We start from the raw sequence: 21,563 nt of genomic DNA on the forward strand, positions 1-21,563 counted from the left end.
GTCTAGCTTTTTTTCAAAAGCGCATAACAAATATAGCGAAAATAACCTTATATTACAAGAAGTACTCCCTATCCGGAGGGAGTACTTCTTTATCATCTGTATATCCGAATGTTTCAATTACACCCCGGCAATTTCTTTTTTAATCTGTGTGGTGGAAATGCCTTCGGTTCTAGGGAGGTAGATGACTTCGCATTGATCTTTAAGGAAATCGAATTTGCCTTCCCAATCGTCTCCCATTACGAACACATCGATGTTGTGATCCGCTACGTCACGTACTTTTTGATCCCAGCTGTTTTCCGGAATGACTTCGTCGACATAACGGATCGTTTCCAGAATCAGCTTTCTGTGTTCATAGCTGTGGTAGGCCTTTTTTTGTTTTTGCAGGTTGAACTCGTCTGTTGAGATGGCAACAACAAGGTAATCCCCAAGCTGCTTTGCGCGCTCAAGCAGTTTAATATGACCCCAATGCAGTAAATCAAACGTACCGTAAGTAATGACCTTCTTCATGAAACAAAAGCTCCTTTCTATCATCATACGTATAACAAGCAACTGCCCTGAAATGCTGCGCAGCTGTATCCTTAATCACTAAAGTGCCAATTTCGTACTCATGGAACCTCATTATATCACATAGCCCTGAAAAGGTTAAGCCAATGTAAAACGAAGTTAAAATCCACTTATTAACAAATGTTATTACAATAGGAGTTTAGCAGGGTTTTTGCGCGTGTGATTAAAGAAATTGTTATCTTATTTATATTTTTGTAAAACTATTGTTAAGTTTATCTGAAGGTATTATGTTAAAATAAAGCTTAGCCTAAGTCACGAAAAAGTGAAAGAAAATCCCGTACAAAAAGGAGGACGGCAGATGCAGACTGAAATGGTGCACAACCTTTCTTATGTTAATGGAAATTTACAGGAGTTTATTTCATATTTAGACACTTATTATATCGAACAAAAGCAAGGAGCCGTCATTGCGACGGTCAATCCTGAGATCGGATACGCTGCGGCGAAAGACAAAGGTTATCATCAAGTCATTTCATCCGCGGATTTCGTCCTGCCGGATGGTATCGGCGTCGTGTTAATGTCACGTTTGACGCAGCACCCGCTGAAATCAAGAATTGCGGGATTCGATGTGTTTCTTGCGCTGCTCGGCCTCGCAAACCGGCAGTCTAAAAAAATATTTTTATACGGAGCTAAACAAGACGTGCTTGACGCCGTTTTGAACCGGATCAGCAAAGAGTATCCGAATATTGAGGTTGTCGGAGCCAGCAACGGTTATGAAGCGGATAAACGCTTCGTCGCCAAACAGATTTCCCGGGCGAAACCCGATCTCGTGTTTGTCGCCTTAGGATATCCCCATCAGGAACAATTTATTTATGAATACAAACATCTTTTCCCTCAGGCTGTATCGATCGGTTTGGGCGGAAGCTTTGATGTGTTCAGCGGAACGGTGAAACGCGCCCCTGAATGGATGATTAAAACGAATCTGGAATGGCTGTACAGACTGGTGACGAATCCGTGGAGATGGAAAAGGATGCTGAACATTCCGAAGTATGCTTTTACCGTTTTGAGAAATAATAAATCAAATAAAAGCCTGTATTCCAAGCAGGCAGAAGATCAAACGAAACAGCTTTAAACAAATAAAACAGCAAAAGAGATTGGTAATCTATGAACTTGCGATCTTTATTCGCCGCTTTTTATTCTATATATCTGTCTGTTCTCGGCGTTTTGTTCAAGCCTGTAAAGCCCAAGAACCATTTGACCCTGCTGGTATCTTTTGAAGAGAATGCGCAGGCTCTCATCCGTTCTTACAAAGCGCACGCTGAATCGCTTTCTTATGAAGTGACGGTTGTGTATACGAGACACGCCGTCAGTCTGAAAAAAGAGGTGGAAGGTATCGGCTCTTTTTATCTGAACGAAAAACATCCGCTGCATCTTTTGAAGGCTGTTTTGATCCTTTTTAAGAGCAAAGTGGTGATAACGGATAACTATTTCCTCATGACAAGCGTCTTAAACCGCCGGCCGCAAACGACATGCATTCAGGTGTGGCATGCGAACGGCTCTTTGAAAAAGTTCGGCCTTGAGGATGTGACGAATCAAAACCGCCCGGCATCAGACATCAGCCGTTTTAAAAAAGTGTACCGCTCGTTTGACTTTGTCACCGTCGGCTCAGACGCGATGGCTGACGTTTTTAAAAAGTCGTTCGGCATACGGGACGGCCAGCTGTTAAAAACGGGTGTCCCCCTGACTGACGTCTATTATGAAGACAAGCCTGAACTGAAGCACAAATGGCCGAAAAAAATCATCTTGTACGCACCGACATTCAGGGATTATGATATGCAATCCTTTCGGCTGCCATTCACCGAAGAACAGCTCACAAACGCGTTAAACGGAGAGTATATGCTGCTTGTAAAGCTTCATCCTGCCGTTTTGCAACATATTTCGGCTTCGTTTGAAAGCGAATTGATCAAGAACGTGTCTGACATGCGTCTGCATGATCTCTTGAAAGCGGCTGATATTTTAATTACGGATTACTCTTCCGTGCCTTTTGAATTCGCGCTTTTAAATAAACCGATTTTCTTTTTCACATATGATCTGGAGGAATATGATCAAAAACGCGGTTTAATCGACAATTATACTTCCGTCATTCCCGGAAAGGCTTGTCATGACAGCGAAGCCCTTCTGGAGGAAATGACGAAAAAGCCATTTCGTGCAGAAGAAATGAAGCGGTTCTCGGACAAATGGAATATGTATTCAGATGGGAATTCGAGTGAAGCGTTATTGAAATTTGCGGAAACAAAAATGAAAAATTGTGCTGAAGCACCTGCCTGAATCCGACGGCGGGTGTTTTTTGCATGAAGAAAGGGCTGAAGCATACACTCAGCCCTTTTTTTATACTTTCATATACACGGGAACATCATAGTAAAGCGTATAGTCATCCAGCAGTGAGTATAAGCTGTACATGCGGTTTACCTGCTTATACGCCCAGCCGATGTCTGTCGCATACTGATGGGCCGCGGCTGGAGACCATCTCATTTTATACAGCGTATCCTGCTCGTATGAAGGATTGTGAATATAAGAGGCACCGATAAATTGGGCTCCGCCGATAATCGCGGCTTCCGGAGTAAACCACCCTTGATTATACGCGTATTGTGCGCCGTAGTAATTCGGGTTGCTGTCATAAGCCCCGATGCCGTACATGTTGTAAACCTTTTTACCATTATACATAATGCCGTTCGCAAGCTCTGACGTGCCATTGCCCGTTTCAAGCAAAGCATGCGAAATCAAATACACTTCATTGATGCTGTATTTGCCGGCGGCTGTAATAAAGGCCTGGCCTTTCCCTGTCAGTATTCCTTTATTGACCAGCACTTTTTGATTCAGTTCCGATGCGTTCAGTCCGGCTGCCTGAGAGAGCTTCAGAAATTGAAAGTAATACTTGCTGTCTTGTGCGAAGTGAGCCGGATTGACATACTGCCCGACTTCGTCACTGCTGGCGTTTCTCCAGCCCATGCTGAGTTTGGCCCAGCCGTTTGTCTGGCCTGTGATGCTGACTTTATCGCCTTTTTTCAACTGCCCGATAATATTGCCGGAGCTGACTTCCGGGGTTGACCGGACGTTCAGGACGTCGGCTGTGACCGTTCCGGAGGCCGTATTGATGTACGTAAGCGATGCATAAGCCGCGGCATCAGTCTGCGGGCTGACTGTCATTTGTTTTTTGACCATATCTGCCAGCGAGATGTTGTAATTGGTATTCATGATTTGCGGTCCGTTTTTTATTTTCAAAATAGCCATCGTCCATCCGTACAGCTTTTTCAGCTTTTGGGAGGCGGCGTCCGCTGACTGCGCTCCCGTGAATTGATCGCGAATGCGGAGTTCATAAACCGGATGGCTTTCACTCGTATAGCCGGCCTGTAATTGTTTGGCGCTGAAAAAGCTCATGCTTTTATTTAAAACGGTTTTACTGCTGAATGTTTCGGTTTTGATGACGTACTGTGCAGAGCCGGTTTTCCCCGTCTCCTTCACAGTTCCGGCCGCTTTGTTTTGCTTGAAAAAAGCAGTTACGCGGTCAATGTCTTCCTTTTTAAGCAGCGGTGCCGTTTCAATTCTGAATTGTGTATACGCCGCTTCACCTGTTTTCTGTGCGGAGGCGGATACTTTTTTCCCTTTGAAAAAGTCCAGCGAACGATTGATCTTTGCCGTATCAAGCAGTGATTCGGTTGTGACTTGGTACGTTGTGTCCGTCTGCTTGGATATCGTTTTTGTATTGGCAGTCAGCTTATATCCCGCCAGCAGATTCAATCCTTTTTTTATCTTCGACTGGTCTGCCGTCTGCTGAGAAAGCAGCTGATATTCGTTTTCTGCTGTTTTTCCCGCCGCTGTTCTTGCCGTCTTTACATGCTGCTGGCGGAAAAACGCCTCCGCTTGATCTGCCTGTGCAGCGGTAAGCTGCCCTGCCGTGATCCGATAAACGGACACTGTTGCTGTCTTTTTGACAGGCGATGCGTCGCAATGCCATTTTTTCTTTTTAAAGAAAGCTTGAACACTTTGCAGCTGCTTAGCCGTCAGTCCGCTCATCCCGACCGTATAATTATTTTTCTTGCCGGCTTTTTGATAGCTTCCGCTGACACCCGTATTCTTCTTGATTTGGGTGATAGCATTTTGTACGGCGCTTACTCCGTTAAAATATCCTGACTGCACGTTGTACACGGTTGCTGTTTTGTTTTGGGCATACTTTTGAACGTTCCCTTTGACGCCCGTTTTCTGCTGAAGCTGTTTCGCTAAACCTGCCGCAACATTTGCGTTTGAGATGTCAGAGGCTGTCACGGTGATATTCGGACTGGCCTTTGCCGTGACTTTCAGCGACGACTGCAATCCTGTTTCCTTTTGAAAATCAGTTTGGATTTGAGCGGCTTTTTGATCGCCGGAGATTGTTCCTGATTGGATCTGAAACCGGGCTGTTTCCCGTTTGACCTGACGGTATGACGCTTTCACGCCCGTCTGCTTCGTCAACGCTTGCGAGAGCGCTTTTGCGTCCGCTTCGGCCGCCATCTCAGCAGTCACGACCTGCATGTACGGCTGTTTTGTCCCCGCCGGCTTGACGGCGCCGGTCACGCTCGTTTTTTTCGTCAGTTCGGCAAGAAGATTTTTCGTCTGCCGCTCGTCTGATAGAACGCCTGATGTGACGGTCACGTACGGCTGTTTGCTTCCGCTTGCGCTGTAAGTGCCGGTCACGCCCGTCTGCTTCGTAAAATCTTTCAGCACGGTTTTCGCATCCGTTTCATCGTGTAAGCCTGAAGCTGAGATTTGATAAGTGAGCGGCGTATTTCCGGCTTTCTTTACGTCAGCCTGCCACCCCGTATCCTTTTTCAATTTCGCTGCCGCTTGAAGCGCCCCGTTCTCAGAAGCAAATTGCTGCTTCGTTTCCAGCTCGTAAACGGAGTAGTCGCTGTATGCGGCCTCAGCGGGCTGTGTAAGGGTGCAAAAGACAAGGAAAACGGCGGACAATAACATAGGTGCAACGAATCTCTTTTTCATTCCTTCTCCTCTTTCTGATTCAATTGGTTTCTATCAAACTAGTTTATTTATCGGCCGGCCTTCTTCATTTTTACAGAGAGAAACCACCCAATTTTCCAAATAAAAAAAACTTAATCCCAGAGCTGGGATTAAGTTTGGTTTTATATATGAGAAACGATGAGCGTGCAATCTCCGTTTATCGTAAAGTCAGGCATCTGATCCGGCAGTATGAAATGCGCGCCTTTTTCAAGCTTGGCAGACTTGCCTTCACAGATGATGGAGCCGCTTCCTTCTGTGACGCTGCACAGCATAAACGGAGCGTCCTGGGTCATTTCCGCCGTCCCGCTGATATCCCATTTGTATACAGAAAAATATTCTCCCTGCACAAAGGTTTTGATGGTGACGCCTTTTCTCGTTTCAGTTGATTCATCCAAAAATCCGTCCACATGCGGAACGGTGGCGGCGTTGACGGCATCGCGGATATTCAGCTCACGCGGCTGGCCGTTTTGATCTGTACGCCCGTAATCATATATCCGGTAGGCCGCCTCTGAATTCTGCTGTGTTTCAAGCACGAGCGCCCCCGCGCAAATGGCATGGATGGTTCCGCTCGGCACATAATAAAAATCGCCGGGTTTGATCTTCACGCGGCGCAGCAGGCCTTCCCAGTCACCGCTGTTAATCATGGTGACAAGTTCCGCTTTCGAACGGGCCGTGTGACCGTATATGATTTCCGCATTTTCTTTACAGTCAATAATGTACCAGCACTCAGATTTCCCCGTTTCGCCCAGTCCATGCTCCTCGGCGTCATAATCGTCAGGATGGACTTTAACAGACAGATGATGTTTGACGTCCAGTATTTTCGTCAGCAGCGGAAACCGGTCCCCTTCCGTTCCGCCGAATAATTCTCTATGCTGATCCCACAGTTCCATCAAGGTTTTCCCTTGATACGGACCGCTTTTGACCGTGCTCATTCCGTGCGGATGGGCTGAAATCGCCCAGCATTCGCCGGTTGTTTCTGAAGGTATGTCATATCCGAATCGTTCGCGTAATAACGTGCCGCCCCATAGTTTTTCTTTATATACAGGCTGTAAAAAAATCGGCTCTTGCGTCATGTTCGTTCCCCTCCCCTTAAAAAGCGGCTCATATCCCATTCCCCCTGTGTTTTTTTTAAAACACGGAGGGAGCCGCAGTTAAAAACAATATGTATAAAATGGCTGACCTGCTCATTATACCATTCGGATGGGGCGGAATGCTCAGTCATTTCCTATTCCAGAATAAAATGCCTTGTTTGTCGCAAATTAAAATAACTGATGGAAAAAGGGGGGAACATTGTGACGATACATGCGGAGCTCGGCAAAAACCTTGAAGTGCTGAAAAAACGGTTCGGCCAAAGCGATGACATGATGTTTTATTCGTTTACGTACGGAAACGGCAAATGTGACGCCTGTCTTATATATATAGACGGACTGACCGACAATCAATTGCTTGCGGAATATATTATTTCGCCCGTGCAGGCGGCCGCCCGGCATCAAGAGGAACCGGCTGAAACACCGCCGTCATCCATCTCTTTCGGCTATCGTCATACCCGGCTTTCTTCACTTAAGGACGCGGAGGCAGACATTTTCTCCGGCAAATCGGTTTTGCTGGCGGAGGGATGGGAGGAAGCCCTTTCGTTTGAGACGGAAACATTTAAAATGCGTGATATTGAAGAACCGTCTTCAGAAGTGCTTGAACGAGGACCGAGGATAGGTTTTGTCGAAAAGCTCCGAACAAACACGGCGCTGTTGCGCGAGCAGTCCGGTGATCCCAACCTCCAGATCAAAGAGATCACAATCGGCGAACGTACAAAAAAGCGGATCGCCGTTGCCTACATTCGGGATATTGCCCCTGATGATGTTGTAAAAGAAGTGATGAAAAGACTGGAGTCCATCACCATTGACGACATTCCGGAATCAGGAGCGATCGAACAGCTTATTGAAGATAACACGTATTCTATTTTCCCGACCGTCTTGACGACCGAACGGCCCGACCGGGTTATGGGCGCTCTTTTGGAAGGAAGGGTTTCCATTCTTGTAGACGGAACGCCTTTTACCCTTTTGGTGCCGGCTACCGTTGATGAATTTATCCACTCCCCTGACGATTATAATCAGCGGTGGGTTCCGGTTACCTTTCTCAGGCTGCTTCGGTATACATGTATTTTAATCACGATTTATTTACCCGGCCTTTACATATCGCTCGTTACGTTTCACACGGGGCTTTTGCCGACGAGAATGGCGGTTACGATTGCCGGGAGCAGATTGAATGTCCCGTTCCCTCCTTTTGTTGAAGCGTTCATCATGATTTTTACGATCGAGATGATCAGAGAAGCCGGACTCAGGCTGCCGAAGCCGATCGGACAGACGATCGGCCTGATCGGGGGCGTGGTGATCGGGCAGGCCGCCGTTCAGGCGAATATTGTCAGCGCGATGATGGTTATTGTCGTATCCGTTACGGCGTTGGCTTCTTTTACGGCGCCCTCCTATGCGTTCAATTTTCCGCTGAGGCTCATCCGTATTTTTTCAATGATTCTGTCGGCGATATTAGGTTTATACGGACTGATCATGTGCTATCTGCTTGTCATCGGCCATCTGATGCGTCTGAAAAGCTTCGGCCAGGACTATCTTATTCCGATCATGGCGCATCCTGGCCAAGACTTAAAAGATACGATCGTCAGACTGCCGACGCCTCTTTTGAAAAAACGGCCGACCAGAAAAGAGACGAAAGATAAAATCAAGCAAAGGTGATCCCCATGAAAAAACCGGAAGACAAGCTGTCGTTTATGCAGACACTTCTCATGGTAAGCGGAACAATGATCGGAGCGGGCGTGTTAACACTGCCGCGCTCCGCCGCAACAGCGGACAGTCCGAGCGGATGGATCATTATTCTTGTGCAGAGTGTCGTGTTTATCGGCATCGTCCTGCTCTTTATGCCGTTTTTGCAGAAAAACAGCGGGGAAACCATTTATGAGCTGAATCAAAGCATCATGGGCCGCGCTATCGGTTCTCTTCTGAATTTATTCATCAGCTGTTATTTTGTCGTCACCGTCTGTTTTCAAGCCCGTTTTCTCGGTGAAGTCATCAATTACTTTTTACTGAAAAATACGCCGATGGGTGCCGTCATATTCATCTTTCTGGCGGTCGGCATCTACCATGTGACCGGCGGGGTCTATCCCATTTCAAAGCTTTATGCCTATTTGTTCCCGGTTACGATCGTCATTCTGATTATGCTGCTTATATTCAGCCTGAGACTGTTTAATCTGGATTTCGTCCGCCCGGTCATGGAAGGAGGCTACAAAAGCTTTTTTGAGATGTTTCCGCGGACCCTTTTGTATTTTTCAGGACTTGAGGTGATTCTGTATCTGGTGCCGTTTATGAAAAATCCGAAGCAGGCGAAAAAGGCTGCTGTCTTCGGCATCGCAGGCGCAGGGTTATTTTACAGCATTACGCTGCTTGTCGTCATCGGCTGTATGTCGGTCGCTGAAGCCAAAACGGTGACGTATCCGACCATTTCCCTGATTCACGCCTTGGAAATCCGGGGCATTTTCATAGAGCGGTTTGATATCTTTCTTTTAATTACGTGGACATGCCAGCAGTTTACTTGTATGCTCGGTTCTTTTAAAGGAGCGCATCTCGGATTAAACACCATTTTCAAACTGAAAAATAAAAACAATGCCTGGCTGCTGGGAGGCTTATTGGCAGTGACATTCGGCCTTTCAATGTACCCCGATGATATCAACAGTGTGTTTGCATTCGCGAATATTCTCGGATATGCGTTTTTTGCCGTCATTATGATTCCTTTTCTCATCTGGTTTGTCAGCTGGATGAAAAAAATAGCCGGGAGGAAACAGACGTCATGACACTTTTCATAAAATGGGCGGCTGCGCTTTTCATACTGATGACGCTTTCAGGATGCTGGGACGCGAAGGAAGTCGAAAAGCTGTCTTTCGCCCGGGGGCTGGCGATAGACGAGACGAGTGACCGCCGATATAAATTAACCTATCAAAACCTGCTGCCCCAAAGCGAAAACAGCCAGGCTTCCGGCCGGCCCATGTTTGTCAATGTGACGACGCGGGGGGATACCATACTTGAAGCCGTCAGTGAAGTCTCTTTAAAAGATCCACCCGTTTACAGCGATCATTTAAAGGTGCTGATATTCAGCGACAAATTGCTGGCCGACCAAAATATACTGCAGATGATGAATCATTTTATCCGCGATGATGAATTACGGCGGAGCAGCTATCTCTTCGCGGCAAGAGGAAAAGCGTCCGATATTCTGACGGAGCCGACGCCGAATCAGCAGCAGCCCATGGCCGCGGAAAAGCTGATCGACCTTACGAACAACGGCGGCTACAACGGGAAGATTTTAAAACCGCTCCGAATCGGGAGAGCTTCGATTTACTGCCATAATAAACTCAGTTTTCTCATTCAGGCCGTCAGCAATCAAAAAGGAAAAACGGTGTATGACGGAGCGGCCATTATCAAAAACGCAAAACAAAACAGATTGGCGGGCTTTCTGTCATCATACGAAATACAGAGCCTGAATTGGCTGATGGGGACGATACGGGGCGGCGTGCTGCCCGCTTTGGATAAAGGGGGGCACCCGATTACCTTCGAGATCAAAAAATCAACATCTACCATCACTCCCAGGCTGAAAAATGGGAAGCTGTCATTTCATGTAGCGGTAAAAACAAAAGGACTTTTGTCAGAGGATCAATATGCCGGAGAAGATTCATTCGATCAGCACTATTTAAACGGGCTGGAAAAGATTTTCGAAAAAAAACTGAAAAGCGATGTGAAAGAAGTCATCGATAAGCTGCAGAATCAATATGAAACGGACCCTGTATTCTTTTCTGACAGAGTCCGCATTCAATATCCCGACTATTGGAAGAAAGTAAAGCATCATTGGGATGAGACCTTCTCCGAAGCGGCTTTTGACTATGATGTTTCCATTCAGATTACCAACTTCGGAACGATGGGACGGTAGCCTTCAGCCTGTTTTTTCGACACGGAGGAGAATTTGATAAATCCGGCTTTGTTCGGGCAGCTGTGTCACCGGAAATTGCATCGATTGCGCCATTCGTGTGATTTCCTGTAAAAACAGCTGCACCCGCTCATCCACGTGAACATACGTATAGGACTGCTTTTTCACAGCAAATGTCTCTTCCGGAAAGAGCGTGCACACCGTCTGCGGCGTAAAAAACCGCAAGTGGGTGCGGTCGAGAATGCCGGCGTCTCTGTATGTCCAGTCACCGAGCAGAAGCGGGAACAGCGCTTCGGCGTGGGAAATATTCGGAATGCTGCAAACGATTGATCCGGCAGGCGACAAATAGGATGAATACATTTCAATGACGCGCCACGGGTCTTTTAAGTGCTCAAGGATGTCCGCGAAAATGATGCAATCAAAAAAGCCTTCCGGATAAGGCAGCTTCACTTCTTCGACATCTTCCTGCAGCACCGCTTCATAGTGCCCTTTTGCCGCTTGCGCCGCCAGCGGGTGCAGTTCTATTCCGTACAGTTCGCAAGGCTGTCTGTTTTGAAGTTCCAGCCCCGTAGCCCCCGCCCCGCAGCCGACATCAAGTATCCGTTTCGCCTCCCGGGGAACGAGCTCCGCAATTTCCGGTCTCGGATGAGTAAAGTACGTAAAATCAGTGCCCCATTTTTCCGTAAACCGCTGGCGGTTCTCCGAATATAACTGATTGATATTGATATCCTGATTAGCCGTAAACGTCGCGTGCCCGTGGTGATGCACAAAAGCATCGAGGGCGATGTGCAGGCTGTAGCCTTTTTGCAGGGCGCGCAGACATAGGTCATCATCTTCAAAAGAACCGTATCCGAATTGCTCATCGAACGGGCCGATGTCTTCAATGACGCTTCTTTTCACCAGAAGACAGAAGCCGACAAGGCGCAGCACCCGCTTTGTATGATGCTTTTTCCGTGCGCAATACGCCTCCGCGAATGACTCCAGCTCATCAAGCGAATGATATGCGTCATGGATCATTTGCGCGCCGCTGACATAGTTGCTGACGGGCCCGACCATACCGGCTTTTTCAGAATGATACAGCACCCTCAGCATGGAGGTGAGCCAATTTTTCGTGACCATCGTATCGTTGTTCAGAAACAGCAGATTTTCTCCCCCTGCCGCTTCGATTCCCTGGTTGCACCCTTTGGCGAACCCGAGGTTTTTTTCATTTAGGATGACTTTGACGTCAGGCAGATTTGATATGTATTCTCTCGTTCCGTCTGAGGAACCGTTGTCAACTATAATCAGTTCAATCTTATCTTTGTCGGTGTATCGTTCAATGCTGGCCAGACATTTTTTCGTCAGCTCAAGTTCATTATATGTAAGGATAATAATACTCGTTTTCACCGGCATCCCCGCCTTTATCGTGACTTTATACAACGTATGACATATCCCCGTCATTTATGTGACCGGGCGCCCGCTCGGCATCCGTTTTGAGGGGCCGGTGAAATAACCGCCCCCCTAAAACTGAATATTACGAATGAACTGTCCGCCGATTTGATTCTGATCCCGAGCCTCCGTTACGGCTTTTCAGATCCTGCTCAATTTCTTCAAGGCTTTTCCCCTTCGTCTCGGTCACTTTAAACCGGACGAACAGGAATGCCAGTATCCCGATCGCGGCATAAATGAGAAATAAATAGCTGATGCCGACTGCTTCCATTAACATCGGATAGGTTAATGAGACAATCAATGTTCCGGCATGCAGCATCAAAGTGGAGACACCCGTCCCGATACCCCGGACATGCAGCGGGAATAATTCAGGAAGCATGACCCACACGGCAGGCCCCCAGCTGACCGCAAACACAATGATAAACAGGCCTAAACAAATCACCGTTGTCCATGATGCGGCTGCTGAATGTTCAAAGAAGAGATTGACCGCGGCCAATACGAGCAGACTGATGACCATGCCCGCATTACCGGCCAGCAGCAGCGGCTTCCGGCCGATTTTATCAATGACTTTAATAGCCGCAAGCGTCATGATGACATTGACGGCGCCGATTCCGACCGTTCCCAATATAGACGCGGAATTGCCGAACCCGACACTGGTAAATGTTTTCGGGGCGTAATAAATAATTGTATTTGTCCCGATGAATTGCTGCAAAAAGGCAAGTCCGAGGCCGGCAATCAGCGCGGGTCTCACCCACGGCTCAAACAATTCTTTCAAGCCGCCTTCGTTTTCCTTTTCCGCTTCTTTCATCTGATCAATCTCATCATCAATATTCTTCGTTCCCCGCAATGATGAAAGGATTTCTCTTGCTTTCTCTTCTTTGCCGATCGTAAACAGCCAGCGCGGGCTTTCCGGCATAAATAAGATTCCGATCAGCAGAATGACTGACGGCACAACCGCAAGTCCAAGCATCCAGCGCCAAGCGCCTGCATCGGCAAATATATAGTTCACGATATAAGAAACGAGGATTCCGACCGTAATCATCAGCTGATTCAGCGAAGAAAGCGCCCCCCGTTTATGCTTCGGAGCCAGCTCCGATAAATAGAGCGGAACGATCGTTGTAGATGTTCCGACAGCCAGTCCGAGAATGATCCGGAAAAGAACCATCACCTCTGTATTCGGGGCAAAAGCGACTCCTAAACCGCCTATACAAAACAGCAGCGCCGCTCCCATGATGGCCTTCCGCCTGCCGAACCGGTCGGTCAGTTTGCCGGCAAATCCCGATCCGAGAATCGCCCCCGCCAATAACGAACTGACGACGAGGCCTTCTGTAAAGGCGTTCAGTCCCAGTTCTTTTTTCATAAATAAAATAGCTCCGGAAATGACTCCGGTATCATATCCGTATAACGCGCCGCCGAGTGCGCCGAAAAAATAGAGCCATTTATTCGAGTGTATGCTTTTCATGTTATGTAGACTCCCTTCATCCAACGCTGTAACGCGCGGAATTGTTCTACTGCTTCTTTTACCTGTTTCCGTCCGTTTCAAACCTTCCGCACCGTTAATATCCATTATTTTACTAATTATTTTTTACAAAGCGACGAAACATTTCCCGCTTCCTGCCGTCCAATATAATGTGAACCTGATGCAAAAATAACAGTAGATGTTGTCGAAATAGAGAGAAAGATTTGGAATTTTCTCATTTGCAGATTTGCTCCAAGTCAACAATTATGGTACGCTTCACAAAGAATAGAAACGAGAGGTAATGATATGGAAGAACGATCTCAACGCAGAAAAAAGAAAAGACGCCTCAGAAAATGGGTGAAATTTGTACTGGTATTCGCCGCTTTCTTATTGGTGATCGCCGGTTCCGTCGGCACCTACGCATTTGTGAAATTGAATAATGCGACCAAAGAAGCGCACGTCAGCCTTGACCGCGGCGACCAGTCCGTAAAACGGATCAAAGAATTTGACCCGAAGAAGGATTCTTTCACCGTATTGCTTTTAGGAATAGACGCCCGTGACAATAAGGGCGAATCAGTAGATGACGCAAGAAGTGACGCCAACGTGCTCGTCACCTTCAACCGGAAAAAGAAAACAGCGACGATGCTCAGCATTCCGCGGGATTCCTATGTCAACATCCCGGGACACGGCTATGACAAATTCGCGCACGCACATGCTTACGGCGGTTATAATTTAACTTATAAAACAGTAGAAAACATGCTTGATATTCCGGTAGATTATGTGGTTGAGAGCAACTTCGACGCGTTCCGAGATGTCGTCAATGAATTGAACGGCGTTACGGTAAATGTGAAAAGCCAGAAAATTGCCGATCGTATTAAAGTCGATACAAAAGGAAAAGTCGTGCTGAAGCCGGGCGTCCAGACGCTTGACGGTGAGCAGGCGCTGGCTTATGTAAGAACACGCAAAGCGGACACCGATCTGATGCGCGGACAAAGACAGATGGAAGTGCTGAGCGCCATTATTAAAAAATCTAAATCGTTAAGCTCGATCCCATCTTATGACGATATCGTCGACAGCTTAGGGAAAAACTTAAAAATGAACTTATCTCTTAATGACGCCATCGGTCTGTTCCCGTTTATCACATCGCTGAAATCGGTGGATTCTTTGCAGCTGACAGGTTCAGACAGCTATATTTACACTCCTCAGTACGGCAAAAATATTTATTATTTCAAGCTGAATGAGGAAAACCTTCAAGAAGTGAAAACGAAATTAAAAAATGATTTAAACGCGTAAGATGTCACGGCGGGATTAGCAAATCCCGCCGTTTTTCTGTTGAAAAAAAGGACATGAAGGTATAGCCTTTTAACTGACGGCTTTCTGCTGATTTCGCACAAAGCTGAACATACTACATGAAGCAGCTTTATTTTAAAGGAGGGCATCCATACATATGAAATTGATAGCCATTGACTTAGACGGCACATTACTGAACTCGGACAGTGTGATTTCTCCGGAAAACAGAGCGGCTTTACAAAGAGCGGATGAAGCGGGCATTCTCGTGGCCATCTGCACGGGCAGAGCCACGTTTGATGTAAAAGCGCTCTTAAAGGATTTGGATATTCCGATCATTGCGGCAAACGGCGGGACAGTCCATGACAAAGGATACCGCCTCGTCAGCCGGCTCTTAATGGATCAGCAGGCCGGGAAGGATATCGCCGCTTATTTAACGGACAAAGACATTTACTTTGAGGTCTATACAGATGATCATCTGCTGTCCCCATTTGACGGCGAGTCCAAACTGCAGGCAGAACTGGACATTCTGAAAAGCGCCAATCCCAAGGAAGATATTCGGACATTATGGGAGGGCGCAAAGACGCAGTTCAAACAATTCGGCATTAAACCCGTGCAGGATATACAGGCGATTTTTAACGGAGACGAACATGTTTACAAGCTTCTTTGTTTCTCTTTTGATATGGAAAAACTGAGAAACGCCAAAGAAGAAATTACACATCATCCGAAATTATCCCAGACATCTTCCGGGAAACACATTATCGAAATCCTCCCTGCCGGTTCCGGAAAGGGACGTGCTCTGACGGAGCTTGCCTCACTGTACGGAATTGAAAAACAGGATATTTACGCCATCGGCGACAGCCCGAATGATTTCTCCATGTTTGAAGCGGCGGGAAACCGCATCGCCATGGGCAATGCGATTGATGAACTGAAGGAAAAAAGCACGTATATTACAAAAAGCAACGATGAAAACGGCGTCGCATATTTCATAAACCGGCTTCTCGACAACGATCAATAAAAGGCAAAAGCCAGGTCTTTCACGGCCTGGTTTTTCATGTTTCCGAAAAAAGAAATTCCGAAAAAAGAAATTCCCAAAAATGAAAATAAATTGTAAGATAAAGAAAAAAGGAGTTTCATGATGTCGAATGCAATCGCTATTATAGGATGTTTAGCTTTTCTCTGCGCAGTCGGATACGGAATATTCCATCTCATATGCAAAGCGGCAAAAAAAGAAAAACATTTTTCAAAAAAGCTGTTTTGGCCCCTTCTCATCGGCGGATTTATCCTGCTTCTGACCGGCGCCTCCCTCGCAGAACCGGACGCCTCGGCCGAGAAGGCAGAGGAGAAATACAGCACCCTTGATACCGCTTATCAAAAATTGACGAAGGAACACCAGGCGCTTGAGAAAAAATATGAAAGCATCAGTGCCGCGGCCGAAAAGGAGAAATCCGAAGCCGAAGCCGGCAATGAAGAAAAACTCAGCAAACTCAGCCAAGAGATAAGTGAGCTGAAAAAAACAAACAAATCACTCAAACAAGACAATGAGAAATTAAAAAATTCACAAAAGAAGCTCGAAAAGACCGCTGAAACGCTTCAGTCAGAAAATAAAACTTTAAAGCGGCAGAAAGCAGAAACAAAAACATCCGAAAACGCGGAAACGGCGCAAAACAATGCCCCTTCCTCCGGCGGACATGCCGAAACGAAAGCAGCCGGCACCTCACAGGGATGCGACATTAAAGGCAGCCGGAACGGCATTTATCACACGCCGGGAAGTACATACTACGACCGGACGACAGATCCCGCGGAAATGTTCTGTTCCGTAGAGGATGCGGTAGCGGCCGGATACAGAGCGCCGAAACGGTAAAAGAAAAAGACGTCAGAGACACTCTCTGACGTCTTTTTTTACGGAAGCCGGATGCTGCCCGCATATTTGTCCTTCCAATAAGCGCTTGTGTTCATATTTGTTATGGTAACGCCTGCGGACACGGTGACATGAATCACTTGTCCGTTCCCGATATAAATGGCCGGATTCAGGCTTTCCGCTTTAAAGAAGACCAGATCGCCGGGCTTCAGATCTTGTTTATCGACCGGAACGCCCGCCTGCATCTGCTTGTCCGCATAACGCGGCAGGCTGATTCCTTTCGCTTTTTGATAGATGTATTGAACAAATCCCGCCGTATCAAAGCCGGTTTCCGGTGAAACGCCGCCTTTCAGATAAGAAATTCCGATATGATCGGCCGCTGTGGACACAACGGGATTTTCTTTAGAAATGGCTAAATTGCTGAATCGGCGCACCCCCGTAAAATGTTTTTTCCAGTAATCTTCCGACAAGTAAGAAATGGTGACTTTTGCGGAGCGGCTTGCTTGGATGAACCTTCCCTCTCCCGCATAAATGCCCGCATGGGAAATTCCTTTTTTATACGTGTCGCTGAAATAAATCACGTCTCCGGGCTTTATATCGCTCAGTTTGATTTTCTCACCGACCAGCCACTGCTGTTCCGCAGATCTCGGCAGGTAAATGTGAAGCTTGTTTTCAAAAACATATTGGACCAGCCCCGAACAGTCGAATCCCTCCTCGGGCGTGCTTCCGCCGAATACATACGGAATGTCGAGATAACGGGCTGCCTCCTGAACGATCGGATCATCAGCCAGTTCCGGATCTTTTGTAATCCGCTTTGCGCCAAGATATAAATTCATCCAATAACTGCTTTTTTGAAAGCGTGTGACGGTTACGCCTTCTGACGGAGAACTGTGTATCATCTCTCCGTTTCCGATATAAAGACCGTCATGGACGGGCGCGTTTTGTGTGGAATCCGACTTTTTGAAAAACACAAGATCTCCCGGTAAAAGGTCATTTTCTTTGACGGCGGCTCCGACTTTCCATTGATCACTGACCGTTCTCGGCAGATGGATGTTCTGTCTGCTGAAAAGATAATGCATCAATCCGGACGGATCAAAACCGTCCTCAGGCTCTTCGCCTCCGTAAACATATTTATTTCCGACAAGTTTTTGCGCGTCTGAAACCATCAGGACAGAAACTTGAGAATCCGCTTCAGCAATTTCCGTTCTCGTTACTGCAGGTGCCACAAGACAAATCATAAGGCCGGCAAGGATGTACTTCCTCCAGCTTGTGAGCATGTTTTCTATTCACTCTCCTCATTTTTAGTAGTTTTTACATCGGTAACTTTTAACAAATGTTTAGGAGAGCACACAAAAAAAGAATGCCCGTTATGGGCATTCTTTACTGGATTCGGAACAAACAATATGCCGGCAAGCGGAATCATGCGCTTATTTTGCGCCCGCTGTGTCCTCTTGCTGAATCTTTTGCATTTCCGTATCAATTTTTTGTTTTTCCTGATCTGTGAGCTGATCATTGTATTTAAACGCTGACATAAACATAAATACCATAATGATCGCGGCAAACGGCCATCCCGCTTTAATGATTTTCATTTGTTTTTCACTCCGCTTTCTTTTTTAAGATATCGCTGTGATCCACATCAAACGTTAATTTTCCATCCTTGACGCTCCAATCGAAATTCGATTCTTTCGTCAGTTCACGTACGATCGTTTTATGATTGATGCTGCCTTTTTTAACCGGTGCAGGCGTTGCTTCATGAATATTCATCGGCGTGACTTCAAAGCGTCCCGTGCCGTTTTTCTGCAGATGATATTGAACAAGCGCCGTGTCTCTCGTTCTTGTCCACCCCTGGTCGAATACGAAGTTGCCCAGGCTGTAGAAAATAACGGTGCCGTGGTACATTTCGATCGGTTCTAGCACGTGCGGATGGTGTCCGACGATAATATCCGCTCCGGCATCTGACATTGCTCTTGCCAATTGGCGCTGTCTGTCATTCGGATCATTATCGTATTCCTGTCCCCAGTGTGTTTGAACAATGACAAGATCGGCTTTCTTTTTGGCTTTAGAAATCATCGGAATAAACAGCTCTGGATCGGCCGGAAGCACCCCCGGCGCATTTCGTTTAGCTGCAAAGCCTTTTCCGGAAACATCAGTGAAACCCAGTGTTGCGATTTTGATTCCGTTTACATCTTGATAAGAAATGTTCTGCTCGGCTTCCTTCAGCGTGAGGCCTGCGCCGACAAGTTCAAGATTTTGCTTTGAAAACTCTTCAACCGTATCCCGCATTCCTTGAGGGCCGTAATCCATCGCATGGTTGTTGGCTGCCGTGAGAACGGTGAAATTCATGTCCTTCAATACTTTTACGGCATCTTTGTTTGACTGAAGGTGGATATTTTTTTCTGCTTCTTTGTAGTTCTTTTTATATGTAACCGGGTTTTCAAAGTTCCCCGACACATAGTCGGATGCTTCGAAGAATGGCTTTGCGTAACGGAAGACACTCTCCGTGCCTTTATGCTTTGTCACTTTCTCGACATTCCGGCCCATCATAATATCTCCGACGAATGAGGCTGATACAAGGTCATCGGCATTTCTTTTCACACTCGGCGTTTCCGCCTTCCCTGTCAGAATGCAGACGAACATCAGACAAAAGACGATCGGCAGCGCGATAAAAACGTGAAGATTGGTCTTCTTTTTCTGCTGTTTGGTCAGCTTCAGCAGTTTTTCTTGAAAGCTTAATTGTTTTTTCATCGTTTGACACACCTTACATTAGATTAAGTAGTAAGCAAACATAATGGCAAAAGTTGCGCCGCTTAAGAACAGCGTGCTGGCAAATGTAATCGTTAATCCCTGTTTTTGAATGGTATTGGCGATCAGACCAGGTACGATGATACCGATTCCTCGGAATTCTGATATCTCAAACGGTACGATCGGGTAAAGGAAATCAAGGGCGATTTTTAAGCAGATTCCCGTTATCAGCATAGCTGCGAATTTTCTGCGTCCGTACAAAATCATAAATCTGGATAAACCGTATTTGACGATCACGTATGTAAGAAGACTCACCAGCAGTACGAGTAAAATAAAGACCGGCTGGTTAAAAACGAGCCCTAAATAACCCGGCACAACTAAACCGGCAGGTACGATACCTGTTTTTTCCGCGAAAATTAAACTGATTAACACGCCTAAAATAAGTGAGATGTATAAATCTGATCCGAACATTTATCCTTTTCCTCCTAGCTAACGAGCTGTTTCACCTTATACTCTTGAATTTTTTCAATTAATGGTTCCGCTGAACCGTGGATATTGCCGACGCCATATATGACACGGTTTTGCATTCTTGTTTTCAGCACGTCCATGATTTCGTCTGTTGATTTATATTCCAGATCGTGCAGTGTATCGGCAGGAATCTTGCCTTCTTCATAAGCTCTGACGATCGGTTCAGTCGTCTCGCCGATGAGTATGAGTTCCTTCGTTTTAATGTACGGAAGCACGTCGTTTGCGAACTGAATCGTTCTGTCCACACGGTCGGCGCGGCAGTTCATGATAACGATCGGTTCATCTGTCGGGTAGCCGATTTCCTTTACACGTTTCCATATATTTAAAGTAGAAGATGCATCATTTGCGGCAAAGCCGTTTACGAAATGACCGGGCTCCTTCGTGCTGAGCAGCGGCAGGATTCTCATGGCGCCAGGATCAGGCGGCGCATTCAGCATTCCTTTAAACGCCGTTTCTTCATCTATCCCAAGAGCCTGGGCAACGCCGAGCGCAAGGGAAGCGTTATCAGGAAAGACCATATATTCAAATTTACGAAGGTATTCATCTGTAATTTTAGAGTTATCCGCAATAATGACCTCGGTATTTCGCTCTGCGGCTTTTTCTTTAAAGAAGTCTGTGTATTCACTGTCTGTAATGACAAGGTGACCGTTATACGGGATCGTCGCGGTAAATGCTTCAGCGATTTCATCAAGCGTCGGCCCCATGACGTCCATATGGTCTTCAAGCACATTCACGATGACGCCGATGTTGGCTTGAAGGAGTTCTTCCTGAAAGATAATCTGATAATCCGGGTTTACCGCCATACATTCACTGACAATGGCATTGGCGCCCCGTTCTACGGTTTCCTTCATTACTTCTTTTTGCTCGCCGATATTCGGGCCCTGCGGTTTCCGTTTGATCGGTTTCTCCTCAGGTGTATCCCAATAAATCATCCTTGCATCTGTTCCCGTCGTTTTTCCGACTGTTTTGTAGCCCGCCTCCATCAGTATTCCGGTCGTCAGCCTCGTTACGGTTGACTTTCCGCGGATACCATTAATATTGACGCGTACTGGCAGAGCATCGATATTCTTCTGATGCCGCCTTTTTTCAATGATTCCGATGATTAGTACGGCAGCACAGGCTATAATGAGTAACCACATTGATTTTTGACATCTCCTTCTGTATTGATAAATTCATTCATCAGTATATAGCTTCACTATGAATTCTCAATCGGCATTATGTAACATAATGTTCCCGCTTTCACTGAGCCAAACTTCTCTATTAGTGACGCTATTCTTCCTATTATCGAATTGCTTTTTTTGGGAATAGGCAGGACTTCAACCTTACTTCAATTTTTCAAAAGAAAAATGAATGCGTTTACATTTGCACAAAGAAATTCATTTGGACCAATGGAACTATTCGCGTTCCGGAAGAAAAAGATGTAATGATAATCCATCTTTTCCAGCCCGTTTGTATCAGCGTTTTTCGCACTGCGCATACGTTTCGGGACTCTCTGTCCGCTGTGTGCAGACTGCCTGTTTTGTTAAGGATAAGGTCATAAAGTCATTCATTTTCCCCCGTATCCTGCTTTCAGTCCCATTCCAAAATAACTAGCGGAATGACTGGTACATGACAGAATAAGACGGGTCCGGAGTGTTTACAAGAAATACACATTTTATATGCGGAAAGCCTTTCTCCTTTTAAACCATTTACAGGACATTTATCCCTCTTTTGAAATAATTTTAA

General features: G+C 46.4%; 18 protein-coding genes. 8 read left to right on the forward strand and 10 right to left on the reverse strand.

Annotated features, from left to right (window positions below; genetic code table 11):
* Positions 1 to 117: 117 nt before the first annotated feature.
* Positions 118 to 507 (reverse strand): glycerol-3-phosphate cytidylyltransferase, encoded by a 390-nt coding sequence (tagD, locus tag G4O42_RS17210; protein ID WP_003151361.1) that lies wholly within the window; start codon positions 505 to 507, stop codon positions 118 to 120.
* Positions 508 to 862: 355 nt separating this feature from the next.
* Between tagD and G4O42_RS17215 the strand changes: the two genes are divergently transcribed.
* Both G4O42_RS17215 and G4O42_RS17220 read left to right on the forward strand, forming a co-directional pair.
* A complete protein-coding gene (locus tag G4O42_RS17215; protein WP_032876110.1) occupies positions 863 to 1,633 on the forward strand; it encodes a WecB/TagA/CpsF family glycosyltransferase in 771 nt (256 codons plus the stop codon).
* 32 nt (positions 1,634 to 1,665) lie between these two features.
* Positions 1,666 to 2,829, forward strand: coding sequence for a CDP-glycerol--glycerophosphate glycerophosphotransferase (locus tag G4O42_RS17220; RefSeq protein WP_032876107.1), 1,164 nt, complete (start codon positions 1,666 to 1,668; stop codon positions 2,827 to 2,829).
* 60 nt (positions 2,830 to 2,889) lie between these two features.
* Here G4O42_RS17220 and G4O42_RS17225 read toward each other — a convergent pair whose 3' ends face one another.
* Positions 2,890 to 5,535 carry an N-acetylglucosaminidase gene (locus tag G4O42_RS17225; RefSeq protein ID WP_032876105.1) on the reverse strand — a complete coding sequence of 882 codons (2,646 nt, stop codon included), beginning with the start codon at positions 5,533 to 5,535 and terminating at the stop codon, positions 2,890 to 2,892.
* Positions 5,536 to 5,675: 140 nt separating this feature from the next.
* On the reverse strand, positions 5,676 to 6,626 hold the full coding sequence (gene manA, locus G4O42_RS17230) for a mannose-6-phosphate isomerase, class I (RefSeq protein ID WP_032876948.1): 951 nt from the start codon (positions 6,624 to 6,626) through the stop codon (positions 5,676 to 5,678).
* Positions 6,627 to 6,845: 219 nt separating this feature from the next.
* On the opposite strand from manA, the gene gerBA reads away from it, so the two are divergent.
* Genes gerBA through G4O42_RS17245 form a run of 3 tightly spaced genes read left to right on the forward strand, consistent with a single transcriptional unit; the run spans position 6,846 to position 10,536 of the window.
* Positions 6,846 to 8,297, forward strand: coding sequence for a spore germination protein GerBA (gene gerBA / locus G4O42_RS17235; RefSeq protein WP_032876103.1), 1,452 nt, complete (start codon positions 6,846 to 6,848; stop codon positions 8,295 to 8,297).
* Between the two features lie 5 nt (positions 8,298 to 8,302).
* Positions 8,303 to 9,409, forward strand: a complete 1,107-nt coding sequence (locus G4O42_RS17240; RefSeq protein WP_032876101.1) for a GerAB/ArcD/ProY family transporter — start codon at positions 8,303 to 8,305, stop codon at positions 9,407 to 9,409.
* A complete protein-coding gene (locus G4O42_RS17245) occupies positions 9,406 to 10,536 on the forward strand; it encodes a Ger(x)C family spore germination protein (RefSeq protein WP_032876098.1) in 1,131 nt (376 codons plus the stop codon). Before G4O42_RS17240 ends, G4O42_RS17245 begins: the two co-directional genes overlap by 4 nt.
* A 3-nt stretch (positions 10,537 to 10,539) precedes the next feature.
* On the opposite strand, the gene G4O42_RS17250 is transcribed toward G4O42_RS17245, so the two are convergent.
* Together G4O42_RS17250 and G4O42_RS17255 are read right to left on the reverse strand one after the other, a co-directional pair.
* A complete protein-coding gene (locus tag G4O42_RS17250; protein ID WP_079891110.1) occupies positions 10,540 to 11,952 on the reverse strand; it encodes a glycosyltransferase in 1,413 nt (470 codons plus the stop codon).
* Between the two features lie 94 nt (positions 11,953 to 12,046).
* Positions 12,047 to 13,423 carry a sugar porter family MFS transporter gene (locus tag G4O42_RS17255; RefSeq protein WP_032876096.1) on the reverse strand — a complete coding sequence of 459 codons (1,377 nt, stop codon included), beginning with the start codon at positions 13,421 to 13,423 and terminating at the stop codon, positions 12,047 to 12,049.
* A gap of 303 nt (positions 13,424 to 13,726) precedes the next feature.
* Here G4O42_RS17255 and G4O42_RS17260 point away from each other — a divergent pair, with 303 nt between their 5' ends.
* The 3 genes from G4O42_RS17260 to G4O42_RS17270 all read left to right on the forward strand — a co-directional run bounded on the left by G4O42_RS17260 (position 13,727) and on the right by G4O42_RS17270 (position 16,571).
* Complete coding sequence (locus G4O42_RS17260) at positions 13,727 to 14,713, forward strand: LCP family protein (RefSeq protein ID WP_007407510.1); 987 nt, start codon at positions 13,727 to 13,729, stop codon at positions 14,711 to 14,713.
* 154 nt (positions 14,714 to 14,867) lie between these two features.
* Positions 14,868 to 15,725: a Cof-type HAD-IIB family hydrolase gene (locus tag G4O42_RS17265; RefSeq protein WP_032876094.1), complete on the forward strand. Its 858-nt coding sequence runs from the start codon at positions 14,868 to 14,870 to the stop codon at positions 15,723 to 15,725.
* Between the two features lie 120 nt (positions 15,726 to 15,845).
* Entirely contained in the window at positions 15,846 to 16,571 is a 726-nt protein-coding gene (locus tag G4O42_RS17270) for a sunset domain-containing protein (protein ID WP_032876089.1), read from the forward strand.
* A 38-nt stretch (positions 16,572 to 16,609) separates the two neighbouring features.
* Here the strand turns inward: G4O42_RS17270 and G4O42_RS17275 are convergent, their stop codons facing one another.
* The 5 genes from G4O42_RS17275 to pgsB all read right to left on the reverse strand — a co-directional run bounded on the left by G4O42_RS17275 (position 16,610) and on the right by pgsB (position 20,977).
* On the reverse strand, positions 16,610 to 17,845 hold the full coding sequence (locus G4O42_RS17275; protein ID WP_032876086.1) for a C40 family peptidase: 1,236 nt from the start codon (positions 17,843 to 17,845) through the stop codon (positions 16,610 to 16,612).
* 150 nt (positions 17,846 to 17,995) lie between these two features.
* On the reverse strand, positions 17,996 to 18,157 hold the full coding sequence (gene edmS, locus G4O42_RS17280; RefSeq protein ID WP_003151344.1) for an extrachromosomal elements maintenance protein EdmS: 162 nt from the start codon (positions 18,155 to 18,157) through the stop codon (positions 17,996 to 17,998).
* 7 nt (positions 18,158 to 18,164) lie between these two features.
* A complete protein-coding gene (locus G4O42_RS17285) occupies positions 18,165 to 19,313 on the reverse strand; it encodes a CapA family protein (protein WP_007614174.1) in 1,149 nt (382 codons plus the stop codon).
* Between the two features lie 18 nt (positions 19,314 to 19,331).
* A complete protein-coding gene (gene pgsC / locus G4O42_RS17290) occupies positions 19,332 to 19,781 on the reverse strand; it encodes a poly-gamma-glutamate biosynthesis protein PgsC (protein WP_003151340.1) in 450 nt (149 codons plus the stop codon).
* A gap of 14 nt (positions 19,782 to 19,795) precedes the next feature.
* Positions 19,796 to 20,977 carry a poly-gamma-glutamate synthase PgsB gene (gene pgsB / locus G4O42_RS17295; RefSeq protein ID WP_003151337.1) on the reverse strand — a complete coding sequence of 394 codons (1,182 nt, stop codon included), beginning with the start codon at positions 20,975 to 20,977 and terminating at the stop codon, positions 19,796 to 19,798.
* Positions 20,978 to 21,563 lie beyond the last annotated feature (586 nt).

This window comes from Bacillus sp. LUNF1 (assembly GCF_011008975.1).
GTDB classification, from domain to species: domain Bacteria; phylum Bacillota; class Bacilli; order Bacillales; family Bacillaceae; genus Bacillus; species Bacillus velezensis.

Excerpts from the sequence above, each read along its gene's own strand:
- G4O42_RS17270 (WP_032876089.1), top strand. The coding sequence starts at position 15,846 with ATGTCGAATGCAATCGCTATTATAGGATGTTTAGCTTTTCTCTGCGCA.
- G4O42_RS17240 (WP_032876101.1), top strand. The coding sequence starts at position 8,303 with ATGAAAAAACCGGAAGACAAGCTGTCGTTTATGCAGACACTTCTCATG.
- G4O42_RS17260 (WP_007407510.1), top strand. The coding sequence starts at position 13,727 with ATGGAAGAACGATCTCAACGCAGAAAAAAGAAAAGACGCCTCAGAAAA.
- G4O42_RS17245 (WP_032876098.1), top strand. The coding sequence starts at position 9,406 with ATGACACTTTTCATAAAATGGGCGGCTGCGCTTTTCATACTGATGACG.
- G4O42_RS17215 (WP_032876110.1), top strand. The coding sequence starts at position 863 with ATGCAGACTGAAATGGTGCACAACCTTTCTTATGTTAATGGAAATTTA.
- G4O42_RS17255 (WP_032876096.1), bottom strand. The coding sequence starts at position 13,423 with ATGAAAAGCATACACTCGAATAAATGGCTCTATTTTTTCGGCGCACTC.
- G4O42_RS17220 (WP_032876107.1), top strand. The coding sequence starts at position 1,666 with ATGAACTTGCGATCTTTATTCGCCGCTTTTTATTCTATATATCTGTCT.
- G4O42_RS17225 (WP_032876105.1), bottom strand. The coding sequence starts at position 5,535 with ATGAAAAAGAGATTCGTTGCACCTATGTTATTGTCCGCCGTTTTCCTT.
- G4O42_RS17285 (WP_007614174.1), bottom strand. The coding sequence starts at position 19,313 with ATGAAAAAACAATTAAGCTTTCAAGAAAAACTGCTGAAGCTGACCAAA.
- manA (WP_032876948.1), bottom strand. The coding sequence starts at position 6,626 with ATGACGCAAGAGCCGATTTTTTTACAGCCTGTATATAAAGAAAAACTA.
- pgsB (WP_003151337.1), bottom strand. The coding sequence starts at position 20,977 with ATGTGGTTACTCATTATAGCCTGTGCTGCCGTACTAATCATCGGAATC.
- edmS (WP_003151344.1), bottom strand. The coding sequence starts at position 18,157 with ATGAAAATCATTAAAGCGGGATGGCCGTTTGCCGCGATCATTATGGTA.
- G4O42_RS17275 (WP_032876086.1), bottom strand. The coding sequence starts at position 17,845 with ATGCTCACAAGCTGGAGGAAGTACATCCTTGCCGGCCTTATGATTTGT.
- G4O42_RS17265 (WP_032876094.1), top strand. The coding sequence starts at position 14,868 with ATGAAATTGATAGCCATTGACTTAGACGGCACATTACTGAACTCGGAC.
- pgsC (WP_003151340.1), bottom strand. The coding sequence starts at position 19,781 with ATGTTCGGATCAGATTTATACATCTCACTTATTTTAGGCGTGTTAATC.
- tagD (WP_003151361.1), bottom strand. The coding sequence starts at position 507 with ATGAAGAAGGTCATTACTTACGGTACGTTTGATTTACTGCATTGGGGT.